We start from the raw sequence: 22,856 nt of genomic DNA, 5'->3' as shown, positions 1-22,856 counted from the left end.
AATATTTTCAAAAATTTAACGATATCACCTACAATAAACAGATAAAAAAACAATGAAAAATTGATTTTTTAACAAGAAATATTTTGTTTATTTGCGTATTTCGGATAAAAGCAGACAAATCCATTAGGAAGATTAACAAATTATTAAGATTTTTGTCAAACTAATTCAAAATATTTAAAAATGAAACTAAAATTCAATGGATTCTTAGTACTGCTATTGGTACTGGTTGCGCAATTAAATTTTGCGCAAGAAAGAGTTGTTTCAGGAATTGTTTCCGATGATACTGGAATGCCTATACCTGGTGTAACGGTAACTGTAAAGGGAACAAAAAATGCAACACAAACTGATTTCGACGGGAAATACTCAATTAAAGCGTCGCCTAATCAAATAATTCTTTTCACTTACATTGGGATGAAAAGCAAAGAACAGCCAGCTACATCTTCTGTTGTTAATGCAAAGTTAGTGGGAGATGCAATGGAACTTGAAGGCGTGGTGGTTGTAGCTTTTGGAACACAAAAGAAAGAAGCTATAACAGGAGCTGTTGCAAAAATTGATGCAAAAGCATTAGAAAACACACAAGCATCTAACGCAATTCAATCTTTAACAGGTAAAGTTGCAGGTGTACAAATCCAAGCAAATTCAGGACAACCTGGAGATGCGCCTCAAGTACGTTTTAGAGGTATTGGATCTATCTCATCTTCTAATGCACCTTTGTATGTTGTAGATGGTTTTCCATATAATGGAGATATAAATGCTATAGCAACTCAAGATATCGAATCTATCAGTTTCTTGAAAGATGCTTCATCTAATGCATTATACGGAAGTAGAGGAGCAAACGGTGTAATCATTGTTACAACCAAAAAAGGCAAAAAAGGTCAACTAAAAGTTACTTACGAAGGAAAAATAGGAGTTAACTCTAGAGCTGTTCCGGAGTATGATATGATTACAGATCCAGGAGATTATTACAAAGCAGCATACAACAGAATCAGAAATGGTTTAATAAAAGGTGGTGATTCAGCTGCTGACGCTTCATTAACTGCATCTCAAAATTTAATAAGTGGAGACCCATCTTACTCACTAGGGTATAATAATTACAACGTACCGAATAATCAAGTAATAGATCCAAATACAGGACAACTAAATCCTAATGCAAAACTATTATATCATGATAATTGGGAAAAAGCATTATTTAACGATAATACAAGAATTGAGCACTTTTTAAGTTTAGCTGGTAGTTCAGAAAAACTTAATTCTTACTTATCTGTAGGTTATCTATCTGATAATGGGTACACAATTAACTCAAACTTCAAACGTGTTACGTTAAGATCAAATGTTGATTATACTATTAATGATAAAATTAAAGTAGGTGCTAACATTAACTATGCAAACTCAAATCAGAATGCACCAATCTCACAAGTAAGTTCTGGTACATATAGTAACCTATTTAGCTGGGCAAGAAATATAGCTCCAATATATCCGGTATATCTTAGAGATAATGGAGGAAACATTGTAACGAACAAAGTAGGAGAGAAAGTATATGACTTTAACCAATCTGGAGATCGTCCTTATGGTTTCAACTTAAATCCTTACGGAACTACATTATTAAATACAAATTTAAATCAAGAGAACAAATTTGGAGCTAGAGGTTTCGTATCTATCGATTTCTTAAAAGATTTTAACTTTAAATATAATCTTGGTTATGACTTAATGTCTGGATATTATGTAAATAGTACAACAGGAATTGGTGGAGATGATCAAGGAGTGAATGGTAGCATAGGAACAGCATCTAAAGATGACTATACAATTACAAACCAACAATTATTATCTTGGAAAAAATCTTTTGGAGAACATTCTCTTGATATTCTTGTTGGACACGAGTCTTCAGATTTCACATCAAAAATGTTAGCTGGACAAAAAACTGGCGTTGTAATACCAGGTTTACCAGTAGTTAGTAATGCTACTAAATACTCTTATCTAAGTGGCTACAATGATTTATACAAAGTAGAAGGATACTTCTCTAGATTAAATTATAGCTACAAAAATAAATATTTTGTAAATGCTAGTTTCAGAAGAGATGGATCATCAGTATTCGCACCAGAAAACAGATGGGGTAATTTCTACGGATTTGGTGGAGCATGGTCTGTTACCAAAGAATCTTTCTTCCCTCAAACAAAATGGATAACTGACTTAAGATTAAAAGGAAGTTACGGAGAACAAGGAAATGATAATATCTACTACCCTAATTCTACACAAATCAGCAGCCGTAGTTATTTTGGAAGTGAAAGAAACTACTATGCATACCAAACACAATCCGAAATCAAACCTGATGCGGATGGAAACGCAAGTGTAGTTAACGTTTACGAAGCAACTAGAAAAATTAAATGGGAGAAATCTAAAAACTTAAATGTTGGATTCGAAATTGAATTATTCAATAGAGTAAACCTTGAAGCAGAATATTTTGAAAGAAATGTAAGCGATTTAATATACAACCGTCCCTATGGCCCTGCTACAGGAATTTCATTTATTGCTGAAAACATTGGTGATATGTCTAACAAAGGAATTGAAGTTAACTTAGGCGTTGATGTAATTAAAACACAAGATATCGACTTTAACATTTGGGCTAATGCAACACATTACAAAAACAAAGTAACTGCATTACCAAGCCCTTTTACAAATGGTATTTTTAGATTTGAAGTTGGAGCTCCAGCTTATGCTTACTTCCTAAGAGAATTTGCAGGTGTAGACAAAACTAATGGAGACGCTTTATGGTACAAGGATGTAAAAGATGCTACAGGAAACGTAACTGGTAAAACAACAACAAATGTTTACGGAGATGCAACTCAATACTTAAGTGATAAAGATGCAAATCCAGATGTATATGGAGGTTTTGGAACTATGTTCAGATTTAAAAACATTACATTCCAAGCAAGTTTTGCATACCAAGTTGGAGGATATATGTATGATGGTGTTTACCAAAGTGCCTTAAATTCAGGTGATAATAATGTAGGTCAAAACTACCATAAAGACATAACAAAATCATGGTCTGTTGATAATCCAAATTCAGACATGCCAAGAATTGACCACCTCTCAGAATATCAAATGGGAACCTCTGATTATTTCTTAGCAAAATCAGATTACATCAGTTTACAAGATGTTTCTATATCTTATGATTTCAAAAACAGCAAATTACAAGACCTTGGAATTTCATCAACTAAATTCAGCTTAATGGGAACTAATTTAGCATTATGGTCTGATAGAAAAGGTATGGATCCAAGATTAAACAATTTAGGGTCTAAAACAAACAATGGTCAATCGTTGAATGTTTATGGAGTAATGAAAACTATCTCATTTGGTTTAACAGTAAATTTTTAAGAAGATGAAAAAAATATTAACTATAGCATTATCTTTGTTGATGTTAACAAGTTGTGATAAAGAATTCCTAAACACAACACCTGAATCAACAAATAATGACGAACAAATTGCAACTTCGGCTGAAGCGAATGCTGCAATTATAAATGGAGTCCATTCAGCATTAAGATCATACGGTTTATCTATTGGAGCGAATCATGAAGATTATGGACAAAAATCCATTCTTGCCGCAACAGATATAATGTCAAATGATGTTGTGCAAACAAAATCAAGCTGGTATGGATCTTTCTACAACTATATAGGAAGGCAACAAACAAGTATTAGATCTAAACTTGCTTGGAGTACATACTATCCACAAATTAAGACTCTAAATAAAGTACTAACTGCGATACCAGCAGAAGCAGCAACAACTGAAAAATTGAAAAACATTAGAGGAGAAGCATTAGCTTTAAGAGGTTACTTTTACTTTATGCTAGCACGTATGTATGGGCCAACTTATGTAGGACATCAAACAGACTTATCAGTACCTATTTACACTTATGTAACACTAGATTCACATCCTAGATCAACTGTTAATGAAGTTTACACTTTAATAGAAAAAGATTTAAAGGAATCTATTCCTTTATTACAAACTTATGTACGTAGAAATACTTCTGCAGTTAATCAATCTGTTGCTCAGGCATTTTTAGCAGATGTTTATCTTGAAATGGGAAAATATGCAGAAGCAGCTCCACTAGCAAATGCAGCAAGACAAGGGTATCCTTTATTAAGTGAAGCTGAATGGAATACTGGTTTTTATGATGTAAATAATAAAGACACTATGTGGGGAGTAGCATTAACTTCTTCAGAAAGTAGCTTTGTAGCTAGTTTCTTTGGGCATTTTGACAATACTAACGGTTCTGCTTATGCAGGGGGCGGTGGAATTTATAAAAATATAGACAAAAGACTATATGACGCTATCTCTCCTACTGATTACAGAAAAAAAGCATTTGTAGCTCCAGGAGGAAACCCAACATATCCTGCATTACCAGCATATGCCAACATAAAATTTAGAGACCCTACAATTAATGGTGGTGACTATATTTACTTAAGAGCAGCTGCAATGTACTACATCGAAGCTGAAGCTTATGCAAGATCAGGAAACGAAGCCCAAGCAGCTCAAACTTTATACGATATTACAGTAACTAGAGACCCTTCTTACGTAAAATCTACAAATACTGGTGCAGCCTTAATCAATGAAATCATTCTTCAAAAAAGAGTAGAACTTTGGGGCGAAGGATTTGCTTGGTTTGACATGAAACGTTTAGGTCTTCCTTTAGTAAGAGATTATGCTGGATCTAATCATGCATCTTTTGGAAAATTCAACATCCCTGCTGGTGATAATAAATTTACCTTCCAGGTTCCACAAGCAGAAATAGATGCAAATACATTAATTGTACAAAGCCCACTATAATTCCTGGTGTTCTTATAAACATAAAAACCATCCCAAATTTGGGATGGTTTTTTTATACACGCTATTCAAAAAAAGTAATCAGTTTGTTAGCTATTTCTCTTCCTCTTTAAGAAAACAATTTAACTGCTCTATGATTGCACTCTTATGTAACTTAAAGTCATAATCCCTGACAAACTCTGTTCCTTCCATATTAATACTAGCAGTAACGGCTTCGTAAGTAGAAAATGCTTTCAAATCATTTTTGTCAATTATATACAACACTTGCAAAATAGAATCTTGTTTTAAGTATTGGGTATCGTAATGCTTTAATTTATATTTTATCTTGTTTGATAATTCCAACGATAAATCATCTTTTATATTTTTTCCCACTTCTTTTGGCGGAAATGGAGTTGGTTGCAAAGCAATAAAATAATTCTCTTTATCGGTTACAATATTTATTTTTAAAGATTTTGATTCTGTGGTATAAAATGGTGTTGGTTTAATATAATAAAACATAGAACCATCTGCCTGGATTCGATTATGGATTTCACATTGCGCAAAAACCATCGGTATTGAAAATAAACACCCTACTAACAAACTTATCTTTTTCATATCCAGAGTTTTTGAAAGAATTAAATTATTCTAACAAAAATACTCATTAAAAAAATAAGATTTAGTAATGAACTAATAATTAGAGACTATCATCTGATTCATCACGATTTACAACGGTATACTCTACTAAAACATCGGAATAAAAATATGGTGCTTCTTCAGGAATTTCGGTATTGACGAAATTTCCATTTTCATCAAAATGTTTCATAAAATCATCCTCTTCTGGATTATAATCTGGCTGCTGCCAATCATACAAAAGAGGCTTTTGATACTCGGGAGTTTTAAATCTTATTGACATCACAAACCCTGTTATAAAACCTGCCAGATGCCCTTCCCAAGAGATTGAAGCATCTACTTCGGGAAAAACGTACCAAATCATGCCTCCATAAAGCATAATCACTGAAAGCGACAAAGCAACCAAGCGGTAATATTTTGTTTGAATTCCTTTAAAAAAGATAAAACTTACCAAAACATAAATTAATCCACTTGCTCCAATATGATAATTAGGTCTTGCAATAACCCAAGTAATTAATCCTGAAAATAATATTCCATAAACAATTACAGGAATAGTTTGCTTTGGATAAAAAAACTGAAGCGCAGCTAACAAAACTAGTAATGGGATGGAGTTATTATACAAATGGCTAATATCGGCGTGGATAAAAGGGCTAAATATTACACCTTGTAAACCTGTAAATGTTCTTGGATAAATACCGTATTCGTAAAAATCAAAATCATAACGAATTTGCAACCAATATACAATCCATAAGAGCAGCACAGAAAACAATGGTAGCGCAATAACCGAATTGGTAAATTTGAAATCTTTTTCCACTATTGTATATGATTATGATTAACAACTAAATTCAAGTCAAAAATTTATCCAAAATAAATTTAATGCTATTTTGTCAGATATCAATGCTGCAATTAAACACCTTTTTAGCCCAGATCGCAACGGCATCCTTTATTATTACTTCTTTAGTAATAATAAAGATAGAGTGAAGAGTTGGAAAAGCTCCTAAAAAAACTAAATGTGGCAATAAATTAAAATTGAAAATAGTAATTTTACAAAATGGAAGCACCATTAGCAGAACGTATACGACCTCAGAAATTAGAAGACTACGTTAGTCAGAGTCATTTGGTTGGACCGAATGGTTCACTAACTCAACAAATCGCAAAAGGAATTATTCCTTCATTGCTGTTTTGGGGACCACCTGGTACTGGAAAAACAACTTTGGCACAAATCATAGCACAAGAATCCAAACGTCCTTTTTATATATTAAGCGCTATAAATTCAGGGGTAAAAGATATTCGTGATGTTATAGAAAAAGCGAAACAAAGCGGTGGTTTATTTACAGCCAAAAATCCGATTTTGTTTATTGATGAGATTCATCGTTTTAGTAAGTCCCAACAAGATTCACTTTTGGCTGCTGTTGAAAAAGGCTGGATTACACTTATTGGCGCAACAACCGAAAACCCAAGTTTTGAAGTAATTCCCGCTTTACTTTCCCGATGTCAAGTTTATATTTTGAATGCTTTTACAAAAAGTGATTTGGAATTATTATTGCATCGCGCCATGAAAACGGATGTTGTCTTGGCTTCAAAAAAAATAAACTTAAAAGAAACTGAAGCTTTATTGAGACTTTCCGGAGGCGATGGAAGAAAGCTACTAAATATTTTTGAATTGGTCATAAACGCATCGCCAGATGATGAAATAACCATAACCAACGATCGTGTTTTTGAACTTGTACAACAAAATACTGTTTTGTATGACAAAAGCGGTGAACAACATTATGATATCGTTTCGGCATTTATAAAATCAATACGCGGAAGCGATCCTAACGGTGCTGTTTACTGGTTAGCCAGAATGATTGAAGGTGGTGAAGATGTAAAATTTATTGCGAGAAGAATGCTTATTCTATCGAGTGAAGATATAGGAAATGCAAATCCTACCGCATTTATAATGGCAAACAATACTTTCCAGGCTGTTGCTACGATTGGTTATCCTGAAAGTAGGATAATACTAAGTCAGTGTGCGATTTATTTGGCAACTTCGCCTAAAAGCAACGCATCCTACATGGCAATTGGTAATGCGCAGCAGTTGGTAAAACAAACTGGAGATTTGCCAGTTCCGATACATTTACGTAATGCTCCAACTAAGTTAATGAAGGAGTTAGGTTATGGAGATGATTATAAATATTCGCATGATTATGCAAATAATTTTGCTGAGCAAGAATTTTTACCAGACGCATTATCTGAGACTGTAATATATAATCCCGGCAACAATTCTAGAGAGAATAGCAACCGGGAATTTTTGAGGAATCGTTGGAAAGATAAATACGGTTATTAAACTCCGTCTGAAATTAGTTTAGAATTTTACGATAACTTTTTCTGAAACTAATTTATCATTTTTATAGTATTCAAAATACCATTCGTTGTCTTTAGCATTTAGAGAACCTTGAATATCTCCTTTTATAGCGATGAAAGAATCTGGACGAGACGTTTTCATTAATTTCATAACTACTTTTGGCGTTTTATCGATTAATTGATAACCTGTTTCTGTAGGTTGTGCATACAATAAATTAGGATCATTATTGTTTACAACTGTATTAACAACAGCAGCATTGGTTGTTACAGCAACAGGAGCAACTGCAACCTGATTATTCACTGAAGTTTGATTATTAGTTGTCGTAGCTTTTGTTCCATTATATTTATAATGCAATGCATTAATTGATAAAAAAGCTTGATTTAAGGCTTCAGAATATGCTCCATCAAAATCTTTGGTTTTACTCTTTCCTATATCTGATGTAAAAACAATTTTTCCGTAACAATCTTTAAGTACTACATACAGTTTTGTTACCAAAAAACCATTATCTCTAATAACATCTACATTTAACAAATCACATCTGTTATAGTCTTGCGGAATTGCGTCATTAGCATAAAATGCTTCGAAACCTGCTTTATTTAAATTAAACTTGGTAAGCGTAGCTAACCTATATTGATTATCAGTTTTCATAAAATCATATTTCAACGGAATAATTACTGCTTTGTAATCATTCACTGACTGAGAAAAGCCATAGCTTGAAATAAATATAAGTAATAATAAGATTTTTGTTTTCATAATTTTATAAGTAATTTTTAAGTTCTAATAAATGATTAATTTGTTTAATATTATGTTGTGCTTCTACTTTTTTATCATTGAAGAAGATTACATCAAGTCCGGCATTTAAAGCTCCTTGAACATCGGCATCCAAACAATCTCCAATCATGATGCTATTTTCTTTTTTAGAATTAGCAGAATTCAAGGCATATTCAAAAATGATAGGATTAGGCTTCTTTACCCCTGCATTTTCAGAATTTGTTATTGTCTGAAAGTAGGTTTCAATATTTGAATTTGATATTTTCTTATACTGGACATCTGCAAATCCGTTTGTAATGATATGCAATCTGTATTTATCTTTTAAGTATTCTAAAATTTCAATTGCCCCATCAAAAAGATAATTATTTAATGGTAATAACTGAATATACTCTTCGGCCATTTCATCAATTAAACTATCTGAAACAACGTAATCTAAAGCATCAAAAGTATGCTTTAGCCTATTATAACGTAGTTCTATATGCGAAATTTCATCATTTTGATACAATTTCCAACAAGCCTGATTTATTGGAATATACTTTTCTATAAAAGCATTGACTTCAATTGTAGGGTGATTTTTTTTCAAAATACTTTCAAATGCTAATTCAGAATTTTTATCAAAATCCCAAAGCGTATGATCTAAATCAAAAAAAACATCTGTAATTATGGTATTATTTTTCATTCTTAAAAAATTCCTTCATCTAAAAAACTGTAATATCCAGTTTCAATAATTATAATATGATCTAACACTTTAATATCTAAGCTTTCGCCTGCCAATTTAAGCTTTTTTGTAATTTCTTTATCTTGTTCACTAGGAATTAATGATCCAGAAGGGTGATTATGACATAAAATCAATGAAGTTGCTCCTGTTTCAAGTGCCATTTTAAAAACCAACCTAACATCTACAAGAGTTCCAGTAATTCCTCCTTTACTCAATTGTGATTTTGAAATAACTTTATTTGAATTATTTAAAAACACAACCCAAAACTCTTCATGTGGTAATTCTCCAATGATAGGTTGCATGATTTCAAAAACTACTTTACTCGATGTAATCTTGATTAAATCTACAACATCCTCTGCCCTTCTACGTCGTCCTAATTCTGTTGCAGCTATAATAGAAATAGCCTTAGCCTCACCTATTCCTTTAAAGCCTATTAATTGTGTAATAGATAATTTACCTAAAGCATTTAGGTTATTATCTACACTAGAAAGAATTCTTTTACTCAAATCAACAGCCGATTCATTTTTGCTTCCTGAACCAATCAAAATAGCGATTAGTTCGGCATCACTTAAAACATCTTTGCCCTTTAGCATCAATTTTTCACGTGGTTTATCGTCTTCAGACCAATTGGATATAGATATAAAAGAACTTTCTTCCATTAACATTATAATATTGTAATTAATCCTTTTACATCATCAAAGTTCAATCCTCCATAATTCCCAGAACTCATTAATAACAATGCCGAATTTTCTAGATCTAAATTGAATAAATAATCTTTGAAATCTTTTGGATTAGTGTAAATAATCAAGTCTTTACGATTAAAGGCTGTAGCAATTTGTTCGTAAGTAACTTCTTCTAATTGTTTTATTTTTACTGCATCTGGCGAATAAAAAACAACAGCAACGTCTGCATATTCTAAAGCCCCTTCATATTCTTTTAAGAAGTCAGCATTTAAACTACTATACGTATGCAACTCTAAACAAGCTACTAATTTACGATTTGGGTATTGTTCTTTTACTGCTTTTGTTGTTGCTGCAACTTTGCTTGGCGAATGTGCAAAATCTTTATAAGCTACTCTATTCTTTGCCTCTGCTATTTTTTCTAATCGTTTAGATGCACCTTTAAAACTAGCAATTGCTTCATAAAAATCGGCTTCATCTACACCCATATTTTGGCAAATCCATTTTGCTCCAGCTAAGTTGTTCAAATTATGAGCTCCAAAAACCTCAATAGGCATATTTCCTTCAGGCGTTTCAAGAAGTGTTACTCCATCGCTTACCGTATAATTTGGTGTATGATATGGTAATTTTCTAATTGGGTTCGTAGCTGATTCTGCCACACGTTTCACTTCAGAGTCATCTTCGTTATAAACCAATATCCCTCCGTTTGTAATTTTTTCAATAAAAATCTCAAACTGTTCTACATAGTTCTCATAAGTAGGAAAAACATTGATATGATCCCAAGCAATTCCAGAAATCAAAGCAATATTTGGTTGATATAAATGAAACTTAGGTCTTCTATCTATAGGTGAAGATAAATACTCATCTCCTTCCAAAACCATAAAATCATTCTCTTCGGTAAGATGCACCATAGTATCAAATCCTTCTAATTGTGCTCCAACCATATAATCGACCTCGATATTATGATAATGCATTACGTGCAAAATCATCGAGGTTATTGTAGTCTTTCCGTGAGAACCACCAATAACAACACGTGTTTTATTCTTTGATTGTTTATATAGAAACTCCGGATAAGAATAAATTTTCAATCCTAATTCTTGAGCTTTTAGCAATTCTGGATTATCTGCCTTAGCGTGCATTCCTAAAATTACTGCCTCGATATCTGAAGTAATTTTTTCAGGAAACCAACCCATTTCCAGAGGCAAGATTCCTTTTTTCTCCAAGCGCGATTTCGAAGGTTCGAAAATTGCATCATCACTTCCTGTAACTTGATATCCTTTATTGTGTAATGCTAATGCCAGATTGTGCATTGCACTCCCACCTATGGCGATAAAATGTGTTCTCATTTTAGTTTGTTCGGTTATTCGTTTATTTATATTGATCAGTTAATTAATGCTGGTTCTTTTATATTCTTCCAAAGTTGTTTTGGCCTTTTCAGGTTGATTCATTTTTTTCTGATACAAATTAGCAAGCATTTGGTAACTGGCTTTTGATTTACTTACAATAATGGCATGTTTATATTGTCGTTCTGCATCCAAATATCTTTTAAAATATTCATCAATGTGTCCTCTTGACAAATAACCATCTATCGGTGACAGTTTTAACAATTCATCTGAATATTTTATAGCTTTACTCTGGCTACCACCAGCAATTCCTGGCAATTGCAAATTTAATTCTATAAGTGCCCAACGTGCTTCTATATGTTTGGGGTTAAGTACGATTGCTTGTTCAAACGAACCTCTTACTTCATCTATCATTCCAAAAGCCTTAAACTTACTTACTCCAAGAGCTTTCATCCCTAAAGCCGCTCCATATTTATAGAAATAGTTAGCTCCAGATGGTTTTAGTTGCTTTAATTTTTTATAATACCCAACAGCTTGATCCCATTCTTTATTCTGAGTAGCTATATCTCCTAAATATTCAATTGCTTTTAAATCTGACGGTTTTTCTTTTAAAACTGATTCAAAAAGTGTTTCAGCTTTATCAAATTTCTGCGCTTCAAATAACTTTTGCGCTTCAAATAACTTTTGCGCTTTCTCAAAATTAGATTGCGACCATATTAGGGTCGGAAGTAAAAGAAAGACAATCATTATTTGTTTCATTCTTCAAAAATAGTGGAAATATAAAACGTATCATTTCTTTTTAAGTATAAATTAGTAATTTGTACGAGATTTATTTTCAATACTACATCAATCTTTTAAAATAATACTAAACCCGTTTTTATGAAGAATATCTATTTTGTCTTATTACTAATTTCTACCTCTCTATTTGGGCAACAATATGAAAAAAACTGGAATAAAGTAATTGAAAACGAAAATCTCGGCAAAATAAAAACCGCCAACGAAATTGTTTCAAAAATTTACAAAAAGGCTGTAGCCAATAAAGACGAAGTACAGATTATAAAATGCTTTTTTTATAACTCAAAATACCTACAAGTTGTTGACGAAAATGCTCAGTCAAAAATTCTGAACAACTTAAAATTTGAAATTAATCGAGCATCAATCCCATCAAAAGCAATTTTAAATTTAGTTTACGCTAAATGTTTGAATGATTATTCTAGTCGAAATGATTATAAAATTAGAAGAAGAACAAATGTTACTTTTTTAAATGAAGATTTTTTGACATGGTCCCAAAACAACTTTACAGATCAAATTAATCTAGCGCTGAAGAACTCTCTAGAAAACGAAACATTTTTAAAGAATACACCTTTAATAAAATACGAACTCATTTTTGATTATTCAACTTTAGAGAAGTTCAGAGCCATGAGTTTATTAGACTATGTCATATCAGAAAACATAGCAATTTATACACAAAAAATTCGCCAGTGGGAAATCCAAAAAAGCGATTTTTCTCCTTACAAAAAAGATTTATTAGGAAAGTCAAACACTTTTTTAAAGCTGAATTTTGACTTTGTAACAAACGAAAATTTAAAATTGACTTTAAAATTATATCAAAAACAAGAAGCAAACAATCCTGATGCAGAAAACTTATGGCAACGAATTCAGTTTTGTAAACAATATTTAATAAATTCAGATAACGAATATTTTCAGGCATTAATATCTCTTCAAAAAAACTCAACTGACCTACTTTTAATCCAAAAAATCCAATTAGAAAAAGCTTCTTATTTATCTGAAAATGTCTCCAAAAAAGACCATCCCGATTATAACATTCAAGCAATTGTAACTTTAGATAGCGTCCTAAAGACAAACAATCGTTCGAATGCCTACAAATTAGCAATCCAAAAAAAAGAAATCATTTTAAATAAAACTTTAAATGTAGAGCTTCAAAAATACGGTTATAACAATGAAAGTACACGAGCATTTATACGATACAAAAATGTTGAAAATTTTAAAATTTCATTTTATCAAGTAACACAAAATCAAATTTCTGAATTAGAAAGATATAATTCAAGAAGAGATAGTGTAAAAAACTTCATTATTAAAAACAAACAGCCCATTATTACAAAATCTTATTCTCTTACCAATAAAAAGGATTTTTTAGAATATTCAACTGAAGTACTACTTCCTCAACTAAAAACGGGTTCATATTTAGCCTATTTTGAAAGCGAATCCGATTCAAAAGACAGAAAAGCTTTTACTTTTGAAACCATTACAATTTCAAACCTAGCTGTTTTAGCATCGCAAAATATTAAATCAGAAATCTATCAGGTTTTAGACAGAAAAACAGGAAAACCATTAGAAAATGTAACCATCCAATCATCAACTTTCAACATCAAAACCAATAAGGACGGTGTTGCCGTTTTTAATAAACCAAAGGACAATTCAACTTATGAGGTTATAAATTTATATAACACACATGATACCCTCTCGATTAAAAAAAACTACTTATACTATAATAACGAGTATTCATCAGAAGATAAAAAAGCTTCTAAGGGAAAAATTGAATTTTATCTAGACCGCGCCATTTACCGTCCTGGACAAACTGTATATTACAAAGGAATAGCTGTTCAGAAAATAAAACAAAAAACATCTGCCATTGTAAATACAAAATTTGCCATAATAATTGAAGATGCCGATGACAACGAATTCAAAAAATTTGATGTGACTACAAATGAATTTGGTTCTTTTTCTGGCGAATTTGTACTCCCAAAAACAGGTCTTACCGGAAACTACAAAATAAAAGCTGAAGAACCGGATGATTATGAAAATGATGCCGTTTACAACAAAAAAGAAGATGAGCACCCATTTTGGGACAATGCTATTTTTGAAGACTCTCAAATCGAGTTTAGAGTTGAAGAATACAAACGACCAAAATTTGAAGTCACTTTTGAGCCTAAAAAGGAAAGCTTCCAACTTAACCAAACAATAAAGATAAAGGGCAATGCAAAAGCATTTGCAGGAAGTAACATTTCTGATGCAAACGTAACTTATACAATAAGTAGATACACTCGTTATTTTAGAAACTATTATTCCCAAGAACAAAATGAAATTATTGCTAGTGGTGAGACTAAAACTGATGCTTCAGGAAAATTTATAATTGAATTTATTGCGCTACCTTCTAAAAACGCAATAAAAGAACAACTCCCTATTTTTAATTACAAAATAACCGCTAATGTTACAGATATAAATGGCGAAACACATGAATCTGAAACGACTCTAAAAGTGGGTTATCATAATTTAGAACTTAAAGCTTTAATTACTCCTGAAATTGAAACCAAAAACAAAAACGAAATCAAACTTAACAGCACCAACTTAAATGGTGAGTTTCTAGCTGTAAAAGGCGAATTGAAGATATATTTTATCAACCCACAATCATCTAAATTTAAAGGAAGAATTTTTCCTCAGCCAGATATTGAAGGAATCTCTTCTCAAGATTTTGAAAAATCATTTCCTTACGAAAACAATCAAAATTTAAAAGAAACAACACCTGAAACCTTAGTCTTTTCAAAAAATATTGATACCGAAAAAGATAAGATTATTCCTTTAGATTTTATTTCAAATTACAAATCTGGAAGTTATAAAATTATTTTTTCAGCAAAAGACAACTTTAATAATCTTATCGAAGATGTTTCAAATTTTGAACTAACACAAAGCAAAGACAAATTTGATGCTAGTAAATTATTTACTGTACAACAAATTAATACAGACGCAAAAAAAGATGGCTTTGCATTAATAAAACTTTCATCTGTTATTCCTGAATTGTATATCACTGCAACTGGAAACTACAATAGCTCCACTTTTCATGAAGAGACTTATCATCTTCTAAACAACGAAACTATTATTAAAATCCCTTTAAGAAAAAATTTTCAAGGTTTGGCAAACATCAACTTTGAAAGCATATTCGAAAATGAAAGATTTAGTTCTAATCTTTCTGTATTTCTAAAAACTGAAAATCCACAATTAAAATTTAATGTAGAAACATTTAGAAGTAAGATACAACCAGGAAGCAATGAAAACTGGTCTTTCAAATTGAAAGGTATTGATACTAAAAAGGAATCCGAAGTACTCGCATCAATGTATGATAGCTCTCTAGATCAATTTAGCACGAAAGAATGGAATGGTTTAACTTTTGATGAATATAGTAATGGAAATACCTACAAATCACTGTTAGGGTTTGAAAAAATCAACGTTACCCTTTCTAATTTGAATAATCCCTCAAATCGTATAGATTTTAAAAACGAAAGCATTAAATTAATTTGGTTCGGATTTGATTTCAACAACAGTAATAGCGCCTTATATCTTCAAAGAGAATATAAAAGACAACTCAATAAAAAAATCAAAAAACCTTTAAACGCTAAAATGATTTCTGGAGTCATCTCAGACAACACAGGCTTGCCAATTCCAGGCGTATCAATCACCATTAAAAATACTCAGAGAAGCACCAGTTCTGATTTTGATGGCTATTACGAGATTGAAGCTGTAAATGGTGAAGAATTAGTCTTTTCATTTATAGGATACGATAGTCAATCAATTATTATACAAAACAAAAAAAACATTGATATTATTTTAGAGGAAGCTTCACAGAGTTTACAAGAAGTTGTAGTTACTGCGTATGGTATTAAAAGAGAAAAAAGATCGCTTACTTCTGCCGTTACAAAAGTCAATTCAGAAAGCCTTCAAGTTGAAGCAGATAATCAAGTATATAATACTGCAGGCACTTTATCGGGAATAGTAAAAGGAATATCAATAAGAGGAGCTGGTTCTCTTGACCCAAATAGTAATCTTTTATATATACTCGATGGTGAAGTTGTATCCGAAAACTCTATTAAAAACCTTAACCCTAGCGACATTCTTTCTATGGATGTTTTAAAAGCTCCCCAAGCAATTGCTCTTTACGGAAGCAAAGGAGCAAATGGTGCAATAATCATTACAACAAAAAATGCTCTGGAAGAACTAACCCAAGTAAAAGCAAGAAAGAACCTTTCGGAAACAGCTTTCTTTTACCCTAATTTAAAAACTGGTGCTAGCGGAAAAGTAAGCTTCAATTTTACTTCTCCCGAAGCTTTAACTGCTTGGAAACTTCGATTATTGGCACATAACAAAGATGCTGTTTCAGGTTATTTAGAGAAAAGTGTTATTACTCAAAAAGAACTGATGGTTTTACCGAATTTCCCACGTTTCTTAAGAGAAAAAGACACTATTATTATCAGTACTAAAATATCAAATATTACTGGTGAAGCTAAAACCGGAATTGCCGTTTTACAGTTTTTTGATGCTGTAACCATGCAACCTATTGATGCCAAAATGCTAAACGCAAAAAACATCCGAAACTTTACAATTCCTGCATTTGGCAATACAACTGCAAGTTGGACTGTTTCTATTCCAGAAGGTTTACAAGGTGTGCAATATAAAATTCTGGCTAAATCAGGCAACTTCTCTGATGGAGAAGAAAACATACTTCCTGTTTTAACTAATAATATGTTGGTTACTGAAAGCATCCCAATTTGGGTTCGAGAAAATTCAACCAAAGAGTATACGCTTGAGAATTTAAAAAACAATATTTCTACAACTTTAAAAAATCACCAACTTACATTAGAATACACATCAAATCCTGCATGGATTGCCATACAGTCTTTACCCTATTTAATGGAATATGAACACGAATGTGCTGAACAGACTTTTGCTCGTTTTTATGCCAATGCTTTGGCTTCCGAAATTATTTCGAGTAACCCGAAGATTGCAACTGTTTTTGAAGATTGGAGAAAGAATGGAAAACTGAATTCGAAATTAGAAGAAAACGAAGAACTAAAATCAATTATTCTAGCAGAAACTCCTTGGTTAAATGATGCACAAAGCGAAGAAGAAAAGAAAAAGAATCTAGGGCTTTTATTTGATTTGGAGAAAATGAAAACTTCTCAAGAAGCTACTTTTGATAAACTAAAACAAAAGCAAAAAACATCTGGAGGATTTTCATGGTTTGACGGAAGTGACGAAAGCGAGTATATTACAAGACATATTCTAGCTGGTTTAGGTCATTTATCTAAATTAAATAAAACTAAAGATAATGATGAAAAAATTAATGCTATTACCAAAACCGGAATTCCGTTTTTAGATAACAAGTTTCTAGAATACTATAAAACTCAAACTAAAAACTTAAAAGCAACCAGTAAACTAATCTGGATTAATCCTTATTCTGATTTGCATTATCTCTATACCAGAAGTTTTTATTTAGATAATTATCCTCTATCAGACACTTTAAAAAAAGCAACTAAATTGTATTTAGAAACCGCAAAAAAAGATTGGCTAAAGTATTCTCTTTACGAAAAAGGATTAGCAGCTTTAACCTTAAATCGTTTCGGAGAAAATGAAACGGCTAAAAAAATCATTGAGAGCTTAAAAGAAACAGCTTCTAACAACGAAGATTGGGGAATGTATTGGATAGCTAATAAAGCGGGATGGTATTGGTACCAAGCACCTATAGAAACTCAGGCTTTATTAATCGAGGCTTTCACCGAAGTAAATAATGACACCAGATCTGTAGATGCAATGAAAGTCTGGCTGCTAAAAAATAAACAAACCAAAAATTGGCCAACTACAAAATCTACTACCGAAGCAGTTTATGCTTTATTAATGCAAGGCAGCGATTGGTTAAGTGTAAAAGATAATACTGTTATTAAAATTGGGGACGAAAAAATCCTAACCAAAAAATTAACCGAAAACGAAAAAGAAGCTGCAACTGGCTATATCAAACTCAACTGGAAAGCTGATGAAGTAAAAAAAGAAATGGCTTCTGTAAAAATAGAAAACAAATCAAAAGTTCCAGGTTTTGGAGGCGTGTATTGGCAGTATTTTGAAGATTTAGATAAAATTAAAACAAACCCGAATACAGCTTTATCTGTTTCTAAAGAATTATACATCAAAACAAAAACAGTTGAAGGAGATCAATTACAGAAAATCACAACTAAATCTTCATTGAATATTGGTGATTTAATTACCGTAAGATTAATAATTACATCCAAAGAAGATATGGAATTCGTTCATTTAAAAGACATGAGAGCTTCTTGTTTTGAACCTGTAAATGTTCTTTCAGAATATAAATACAAAGATCGATTGGGTTATTATATGAGTACAAAAGATGCCGCAACACACTTTTTCTTTGATAAGGTAAATAAAGGAACTTATGTACTGGAATATGATATTAGAGTAAACAATGGCGGTAACTTCTCTAATGGAATTTCTACAATCGAAAGTATGTATGCTCCAGAATTTTCAAGTCATAGCAAAGGAATTCGTGTAAAGGTTAATTAACAAGAGTTTTAAAATTCCAAAATAAGACACCATATTTTTTTGTCAGACTGAGGCGAAGTCGAAGCCCATTTTTAAACATAAAAAAACCCGACAAGCTTCAAAAACTTGTCGGGTTTACTTTTAGAAATAAATCAAACTATTTCACAATTGTCATTTCATCAACAATGTGTTTTGCTCCTGCATATTTATCGATAATCCAAAGTACATAACGAATATCAACATTGATAGTTCTTTGTAATTTAGGATCAAAAATAACATCTCCAGCCATAGCTTCAATATTACCATCAAAAGCAATTCCGATTAATTCTCCTTTTCCGTTAAGAACTGGTGAACCTGAATTTCCTCCTGTAATATCATTATCTGTTAAGAAGTTTACTGGCATATATCCAGCTTTATCTGCATATTGACCAAAGTCTTTTGCTTTGTTTAATTCTAATAATCTAGCTGGTAAGTCAAATTCCTGATCTCCTGCTTTATACTTTTTAACCATTCCGGCCATTGTAGTATAATTATTAACTTTAGCATCATTTCTCTTATCTTCTGGCAAAGCACGAACTTTTCCGTAAGTTAATCTTAAAGTAGAGTTTGCATCTGGATATTTAATTGTGTTTAATTTAGACACTCTTAAACCTTCTACCAATTCACGGTAAGCAATTGCAAAACTATCATCAGCTTTTAATTGTCCGTCTGTTTTTGTACGGTATTTAGTTAACAAATCATTAGAGATGATATACAATGGATCGTGTACAATCGCCAATGGTTTTGGATCTGCCATAAATGCTAATACTTTATCTTTAGATGTGAAATAACTTATTTCAGTTGCTTTTGCAACATCAGCAGTAAAATCACCATTATTCTCAGATTTCATTTTAGCTATTTGCGGAGCTAAACCATACTCAGTTGCTTTAGAAGCGTATAAATTTAATTGAGCAGCTAACACGTCTTTTTCAAGTGGCGCATAAAACTCACCATAAATACTTTCGATTAAAGCATTAATCTTAGGTAACATTTCTGCCTTTTTAGCGTCATTCTCTTTATAGTAAGCAATCAATGCATTTCCTAAATTTGATGGTCCCGTTGCATAGCTAGAAGTACGCAAAAGTTGAGTTAAGTAATTATCGTGAGTCGCTTTTAAATTCGTTTCTCTATAATAACCATTAATAGTCGGAATTACATTTTCGTATTTTTCTTTATTTTCTGGTTTAGTAGCCCATTCGTAGAACTTATCTTCTTGTTCTGTTTTAGTAGCTACTGTTCCTGCTTTTGTTAAAGCATCAATCATACCTTGACGGTTTTTCCAGTAGTTTGCTGTCGAAGCATATTTAGACGCATATTGCAAACGAACTGTTGCATCTTTGTCCATATACTTTTTCATTTGGTCCATTCCAGTTTTTGCACCTTCAACCCAAGCAGGATAAGCATACTTAATATTTTGCTCAATTCCACCAGCTGGCATCCAACGGTTTGTTCTTCCTGGATAACCTAAAATCATAGCAAAATCATTCTCTTTAACTCCTTTTAAACTTACTGGTAAGTAATGTTTTGGTTGTAAAGGCACATTGTCTTTAGAATATTCTGCAGGATTTCCGTCTTTATCAGCATATACTCTAAACATAGAGAAATCTCCCGTATGACGTGGCCATTCCCAGTTATCAGTATCTCCTCCAAATTTTCCAACACTTTCAGGTGGTGTTCCTACTAAACGTACATCTTTGTAATCTTGGTATACAAAATAGTAGTATTCATTACCTTGAAAGAATGGACGAACTGAAACAGTATATTTTCCTCCTTCATTATTTTCTTTCTCAATTAAAGCAATTTCTTGTTGAATAACTTTGTTTCTTTCTGCTTCAGTCATTTTATCATCTACTTTAGATAAAATTCTTTTAGAAACATCATCCATACGAACGAAGAAACGAACATATAATGATTTTGGTTTCATTTCGGCACTTTTATCTTTTGCCCAAAAACCATTTTTTAAGTAATTCTGTTCTTCAGTAGAAAGTTCTGCAATAGCATCATATCCACAGTGGTGGTTTGTTAACACTAAACCGTTTTTAGAAACGATTTCGGCAGTACATCCTCCGTTAAACTGAACTATAGCATCTTTCAAACTATGGTTGTTGATACTGTAGATTTCTTCGGATGTAAGTTGTAAGCCCATCTTCTGCATATCTCTATGGTTTAATCTCTCGATAAACATCAAGAACCACATTCCTTCATCTGCTCTCACAGGAAAAGCCATAAGGCACATTGTCAAAAATAAAATTATTTTTTTCATACGTATTAAATATTTTTAGTTCTGCGAATATAGTGCATTTTCACAATTAAACATCTAACCACAATCCTTAAAATAAACATATCAATCAAATCCTACCTAATATTTATGAATTTCGCAGAATCAAAAACAATTCTATCTTCATATATTCATTTTATTTCATAATTAAATATGTAATAAATAATTTATTAAAAATAAATTACTCATAATCAATTTCTTATAAAAAAATCTATACTTTTGCATAAATTAAATTTATATTAGAGATGAAAAAATTACTATTATGTGTTGCTTTAGTTGTTTCTGCAATGGCTACTGCACAAAAAGGGTCAGTACTTGTAGGAGGAAACGTAGGATATTCTTCTGAAAAAATTGGCGATGCAAAGGCTGAATCATTTGAATTTTCTCCAAGATTTGGTTACCAATTTTCAGAAAACTGGACTGCAGGAGTAGATGCTACTATTGGAAGTATCCACAATGACCTTGCTGACAATTCTAACAATCAAAAGATTGGAGCATTTGTTCGTTACTCTAGACCATTAAACGAAACGTTTGCAATTTTTGCTGACATAGGATCTGGTTACCAACAAAACTCTATAAATGATGCAAAAGGAATGTACGCTTACATTACTCCAGCTTTATTCATAAACATGAAAAGAGGTTTTGGTTTAAATTTCTCTATAGGAGGTCTTAACTATGACAACATTGATGGAAAAAACGACCCAAGACAAGAACGTATTGGATTCAATTTTGGAAAAACATTAAACATTGGTATTTCTAAAAACTTCAGTTTGTAAAAACACCTTGCCCCATAAAATAAAAAACCACCAATTGGTGGTTTTTTTATTTTATGATATTTCCGTTACAGATATTAATCATTCAACATTTTCCACAATTTATCTTTCAATTCTGATAGTCCCTGCTGCGCAACAGAAGATATAAACATATATGGTATATCTTTAAAAGCAACATCAAGCTCAACCTTTAACTCAGCTTTAAGCTCATCATCCAGCATATCGCATTTAGATATTACTAACAAACGCTCTTTATCTAGCATTTCAGGATTATACTTTGTCAATTCATTAACCAAGATATCGTACTCTGCTTTAATGTCTGGCGTATCTACAGGAACAAGAAACAATAAAGTCGAGTTACGTTCTATATGACGCAGAAAATAATGCCCTAAACCTTTTCCTTCTGCAGCACCTTCTATAATTCCAGGAATATCAGCAATTACAAAAGACTGAAAATCTCTATAAGCTACAATTCCTAAATTTGGTTTTAATGTAGTAAACGGATAATCTGCAATTTTAGGTTTTGCAGATGTTAATACTGATAATAAAGTAGATTTTCCAGCATTAGGAAAACCAACTAATCCTACATCAGCAAGAACTTTAAGCTCCAAGATTACATCCATTTCTACACCTGGTAAACCTGGCTGTGCGTATCTAGGCGTTTGGTTTGTTGAACTCCTAAAATGCCAGTTCCCTAAACCACCTTTTCCTCCTCTTGAAAGGATTTGTTTTTCTCCGTGTTCCGTAATTTCAAACAAGGTTTCACCTGTTTCTTTATCTTTTACAACCGTTCCTAACGGCACTTCAATAAATTTATCATCACCATCTGCTCCTGTACTTCTGTCACCTCCACCGTCTCCACCGTGTCCAGCTTTAATATGACGAGCAAACTTTAAATGAAACAAAGTCCAAAGTCCTTTATTCCCAACTAAAAAAACATGACCTCCACGACCACCATCTCCACCATCTGGACCACCTTTTTCAATAAACTTCTCTCTATGTAAATGCGTAGAACCTTTTCCTCCTTTACCGGAAGAAACAAATATTTTAACGTAATCTACAAAATTTCCCTCTGTCATATTTCTTAGTATTCAGTCGCAGTTACAGTTTTCAGCGCAAACTACGACTCAAAACT

Annotated in this window: 14 protein-coding genes; 5 read left to right on the top strand and 9 right to left on the bottom strand. The window is 32.1% G+C overall.

The annotated features are described in order from the left end of the window. The first annotated feature begins 180 nt into the window (after positions 1 to 180). A complete protein-coding gene (locus tag ACJ6WR_RS13505) occupies positions 181 to 3,372 on the top strand; it encodes a SusC/RagA family TonB-linked outer membrane protein (protein WP_409415511.1) in 3,192 nt (1,063 codons plus the stop codon). Positions 3,373 to 3,376: 4 nt separating this feature from the next. Beyond that, positions 3,377 to 4,822: a RagB/SusD family nutrient uptake outer membrane protein gene (locus ACJ6WR_RS13500; protein WP_409415510.1), complete on the top strand. Its 1,446-nt coding sequence runs from the start codon at positions 3,377 to 3,379 to the stop codon at positions 4,820 to 4,822. A gap of 90 nt (positions 4,823 to 4,912) precedes the next feature. Here the strand turns inward: ACJ6WR_RS13500 and ACJ6WR_RS13495 are convergent, their stop codons facing one another. Both ACJ6WR_RS13495 and ACJ6WR_RS13490 read right to left on the bottom strand, forming a co-directional pair. Next, positions 4,913 to 5,413, bottom strand: a complete 501-nt coding sequence (locus ACJ6WR_RS13495; protein WP_409415509.1) for a hypothetical protein — start codon at positions 5,411 to 5,413, stop codon at positions 4,913 to 4,915. A 79-nt stretch (positions 5,414 to 5,492) separates the two neighbouring features. Continuing rightward, on the bottom strand, positions 5,493 to 6,245 hold the full coding sequence (locus ACJ6WR_RS13490) for a rhomboid family intramembrane serine protease (protein WP_409417931.1): 753 nt from the start codon (positions 6,243 to 6,245) through the stop codon (positions 5,493 to 5,495). A 234-nt stretch (positions 6,246 to 6,479) separates the two neighbouring features. Between ACJ6WR_RS13490 and ACJ6WR_RS13485 the strand changes: the two genes are divergently transcribed. Beyond that, positions 6,480 to 7,757, top strand: coding sequence for a replication-associated recombination protein A (locus ACJ6WR_RS13485; RefSeq protein WP_039117300.1), 1,278 nt, complete (start codon positions 6,480 to 6,482; stop codon positions 7,755 to 7,757). A gap of 18 nt (positions 7,758 to 7,775) precedes the next feature. Here ACJ6WR_RS13485 and ACJ6WR_RS13480 read toward each other — a convergent pair whose 3' ends face one another. From ACJ6WR_RS13480 to ACJ6WR_RS13460, 5 genes are read right to left on the bottom strand one after another with little or no spacing between them, the layout of a single operon-like run. Next, complete coding sequence (locus ACJ6WR_RS13480) at positions 7,776 to 8,528, bottom strand: hypothetical protein (protein ID WP_409415508.1); 753 nt, start codon at positions 8,526 to 8,528, stop codon at positions 7,776 to 7,778. A 4-nt stretch (positions 8,529 to 8,532) separates the two neighbouring features. Next, positions 8,533 to 9,225 carry a YjjG family noncanonical pyrimidine nucleotidase gene (locus ACJ6WR_RS13475; protein WP_409415507.1) on the bottom strand — a complete coding sequence of 231 codons (693 nt, stop codon included), beginning with the start codon at positions 9,223 to 9,225 and terminating at the stop codon, positions 8,533 to 8,535. 2 nt (positions 9,226 to 9,227) lie between these two features. After that, positions 9,228 to 9,923, bottom strand: coding sequence for a RadC family protein (radC, locus tag ACJ6WR_RS13470; RefSeq protein ID WP_039117352.1), 696 nt, complete (start codon positions 9,921 to 9,923; stop codon positions 9,228 to 9,230). 5 nt (positions 9,924 to 9,928) lie between these two features. Then, on the bottom strand, positions 9,929 to 11,290 hold the full coding sequence (gene murC / locus ACJ6WR_RS13465) for a UDP-N-acetylmuramate--L-alanine ligase (protein WP_409415506.1): 1,362 nt from the start codon (positions 11,288 to 11,290) through the stop codon (positions 9,929 to 9,931). A 39-nt stretch (positions 11,291 to 11,329) separates the two neighbouring features. Beyond that, positions 11,330 to 12,046, bottom strand: coding sequence for a tetratricopeptide repeat protein (locus ACJ6WR_RS13460; protein ID WP_409415505.1), 717 nt, complete (start codon positions 12,044 to 12,046; stop codon positions 11,330 to 11,332). A gap of 120 nt (positions 12,047 to 12,166) precedes the next feature. Here ACJ6WR_RS13460 and ACJ6WR_RS13455 point away from each other — a divergent pair, with 120 nt between their 5' ends. Continuing rightward, the gene (locus ACJ6WR_RS13455) at positions 12,167 to 18,652 is read left to right on the top strand and encodes a carboxypeptidase-like regulatory domain-containing protein (protein ID WP_409415504.1); all 6,486 of its coding nucleotides are present in this window, start codon (positions 12,167 to 12,169) and stop codon (positions 18,650 to 18,652) included. Positions 18,653 to 18,788: 136 nt separating this feature from the next. On the opposite strand, the gene ACJ6WR_RS13450 is transcribed toward ACJ6WR_RS13455, so the two are convergent. Then, on the bottom strand, positions 18,789 to 20,933 hold the full coding sequence (locus ACJ6WR_RS13450) for a S46 family peptidase (protein ID WP_409415503.1): 2,145 nt from the start codon (positions 20,931 to 20,933) through the stop codon (positions 18,789 to 18,791). Positions 20,934 to 21,193: 260 nt separating this feature from the next. Here ACJ6WR_RS13450 and ACJ6WR_RS13445 point away from each other — a divergent pair, with 260 nt between their 5' ends. Continuing rightward, on the top strand, positions 21,194 to 21,724 hold the full coding sequence (locus tag ACJ6WR_RS13445; RefSeq protein ID WP_039117307.1) for an outer membrane beta-barrel protein: 531 nt from the start codon (positions 21,194 to 21,196) through the stop codon (positions 21,722 to 21,724). Positions 21,725 to 21,798: 74 nt separating this feature from the next. Here the strand turns inward: ACJ6WR_RS13445 and obgE are convergent, their stop codons facing one another. Further along, positions 21,799 to 22,800, bottom strand: a complete 1,002-nt coding sequence (gene obgE, locus ACJ6WR_RS13440; protein WP_039111756.1) for a GTPase ObgE — start codon at positions 22,798 to 22,800, stop codon at positions 21,799 to 21,801. Between the last annotated feature and the right edge of the window lie 56 nt (positions 22,801 to 22,856).

It is taken from the genome of Flavobacterium sp. PS2 (genome assembly GCF_046250155.1).
Classification (GTDB): Bacteria; Bacteroidota; Bacteroidia; order Flavobacteriales; family Flavobacteriaceae; genus Flavobacterium.
The sequence above is the reverse complement of the archived record's forward strand: the minus strand, read 5'-3'. Positions and strand labels throughout refer to the sequence as shown.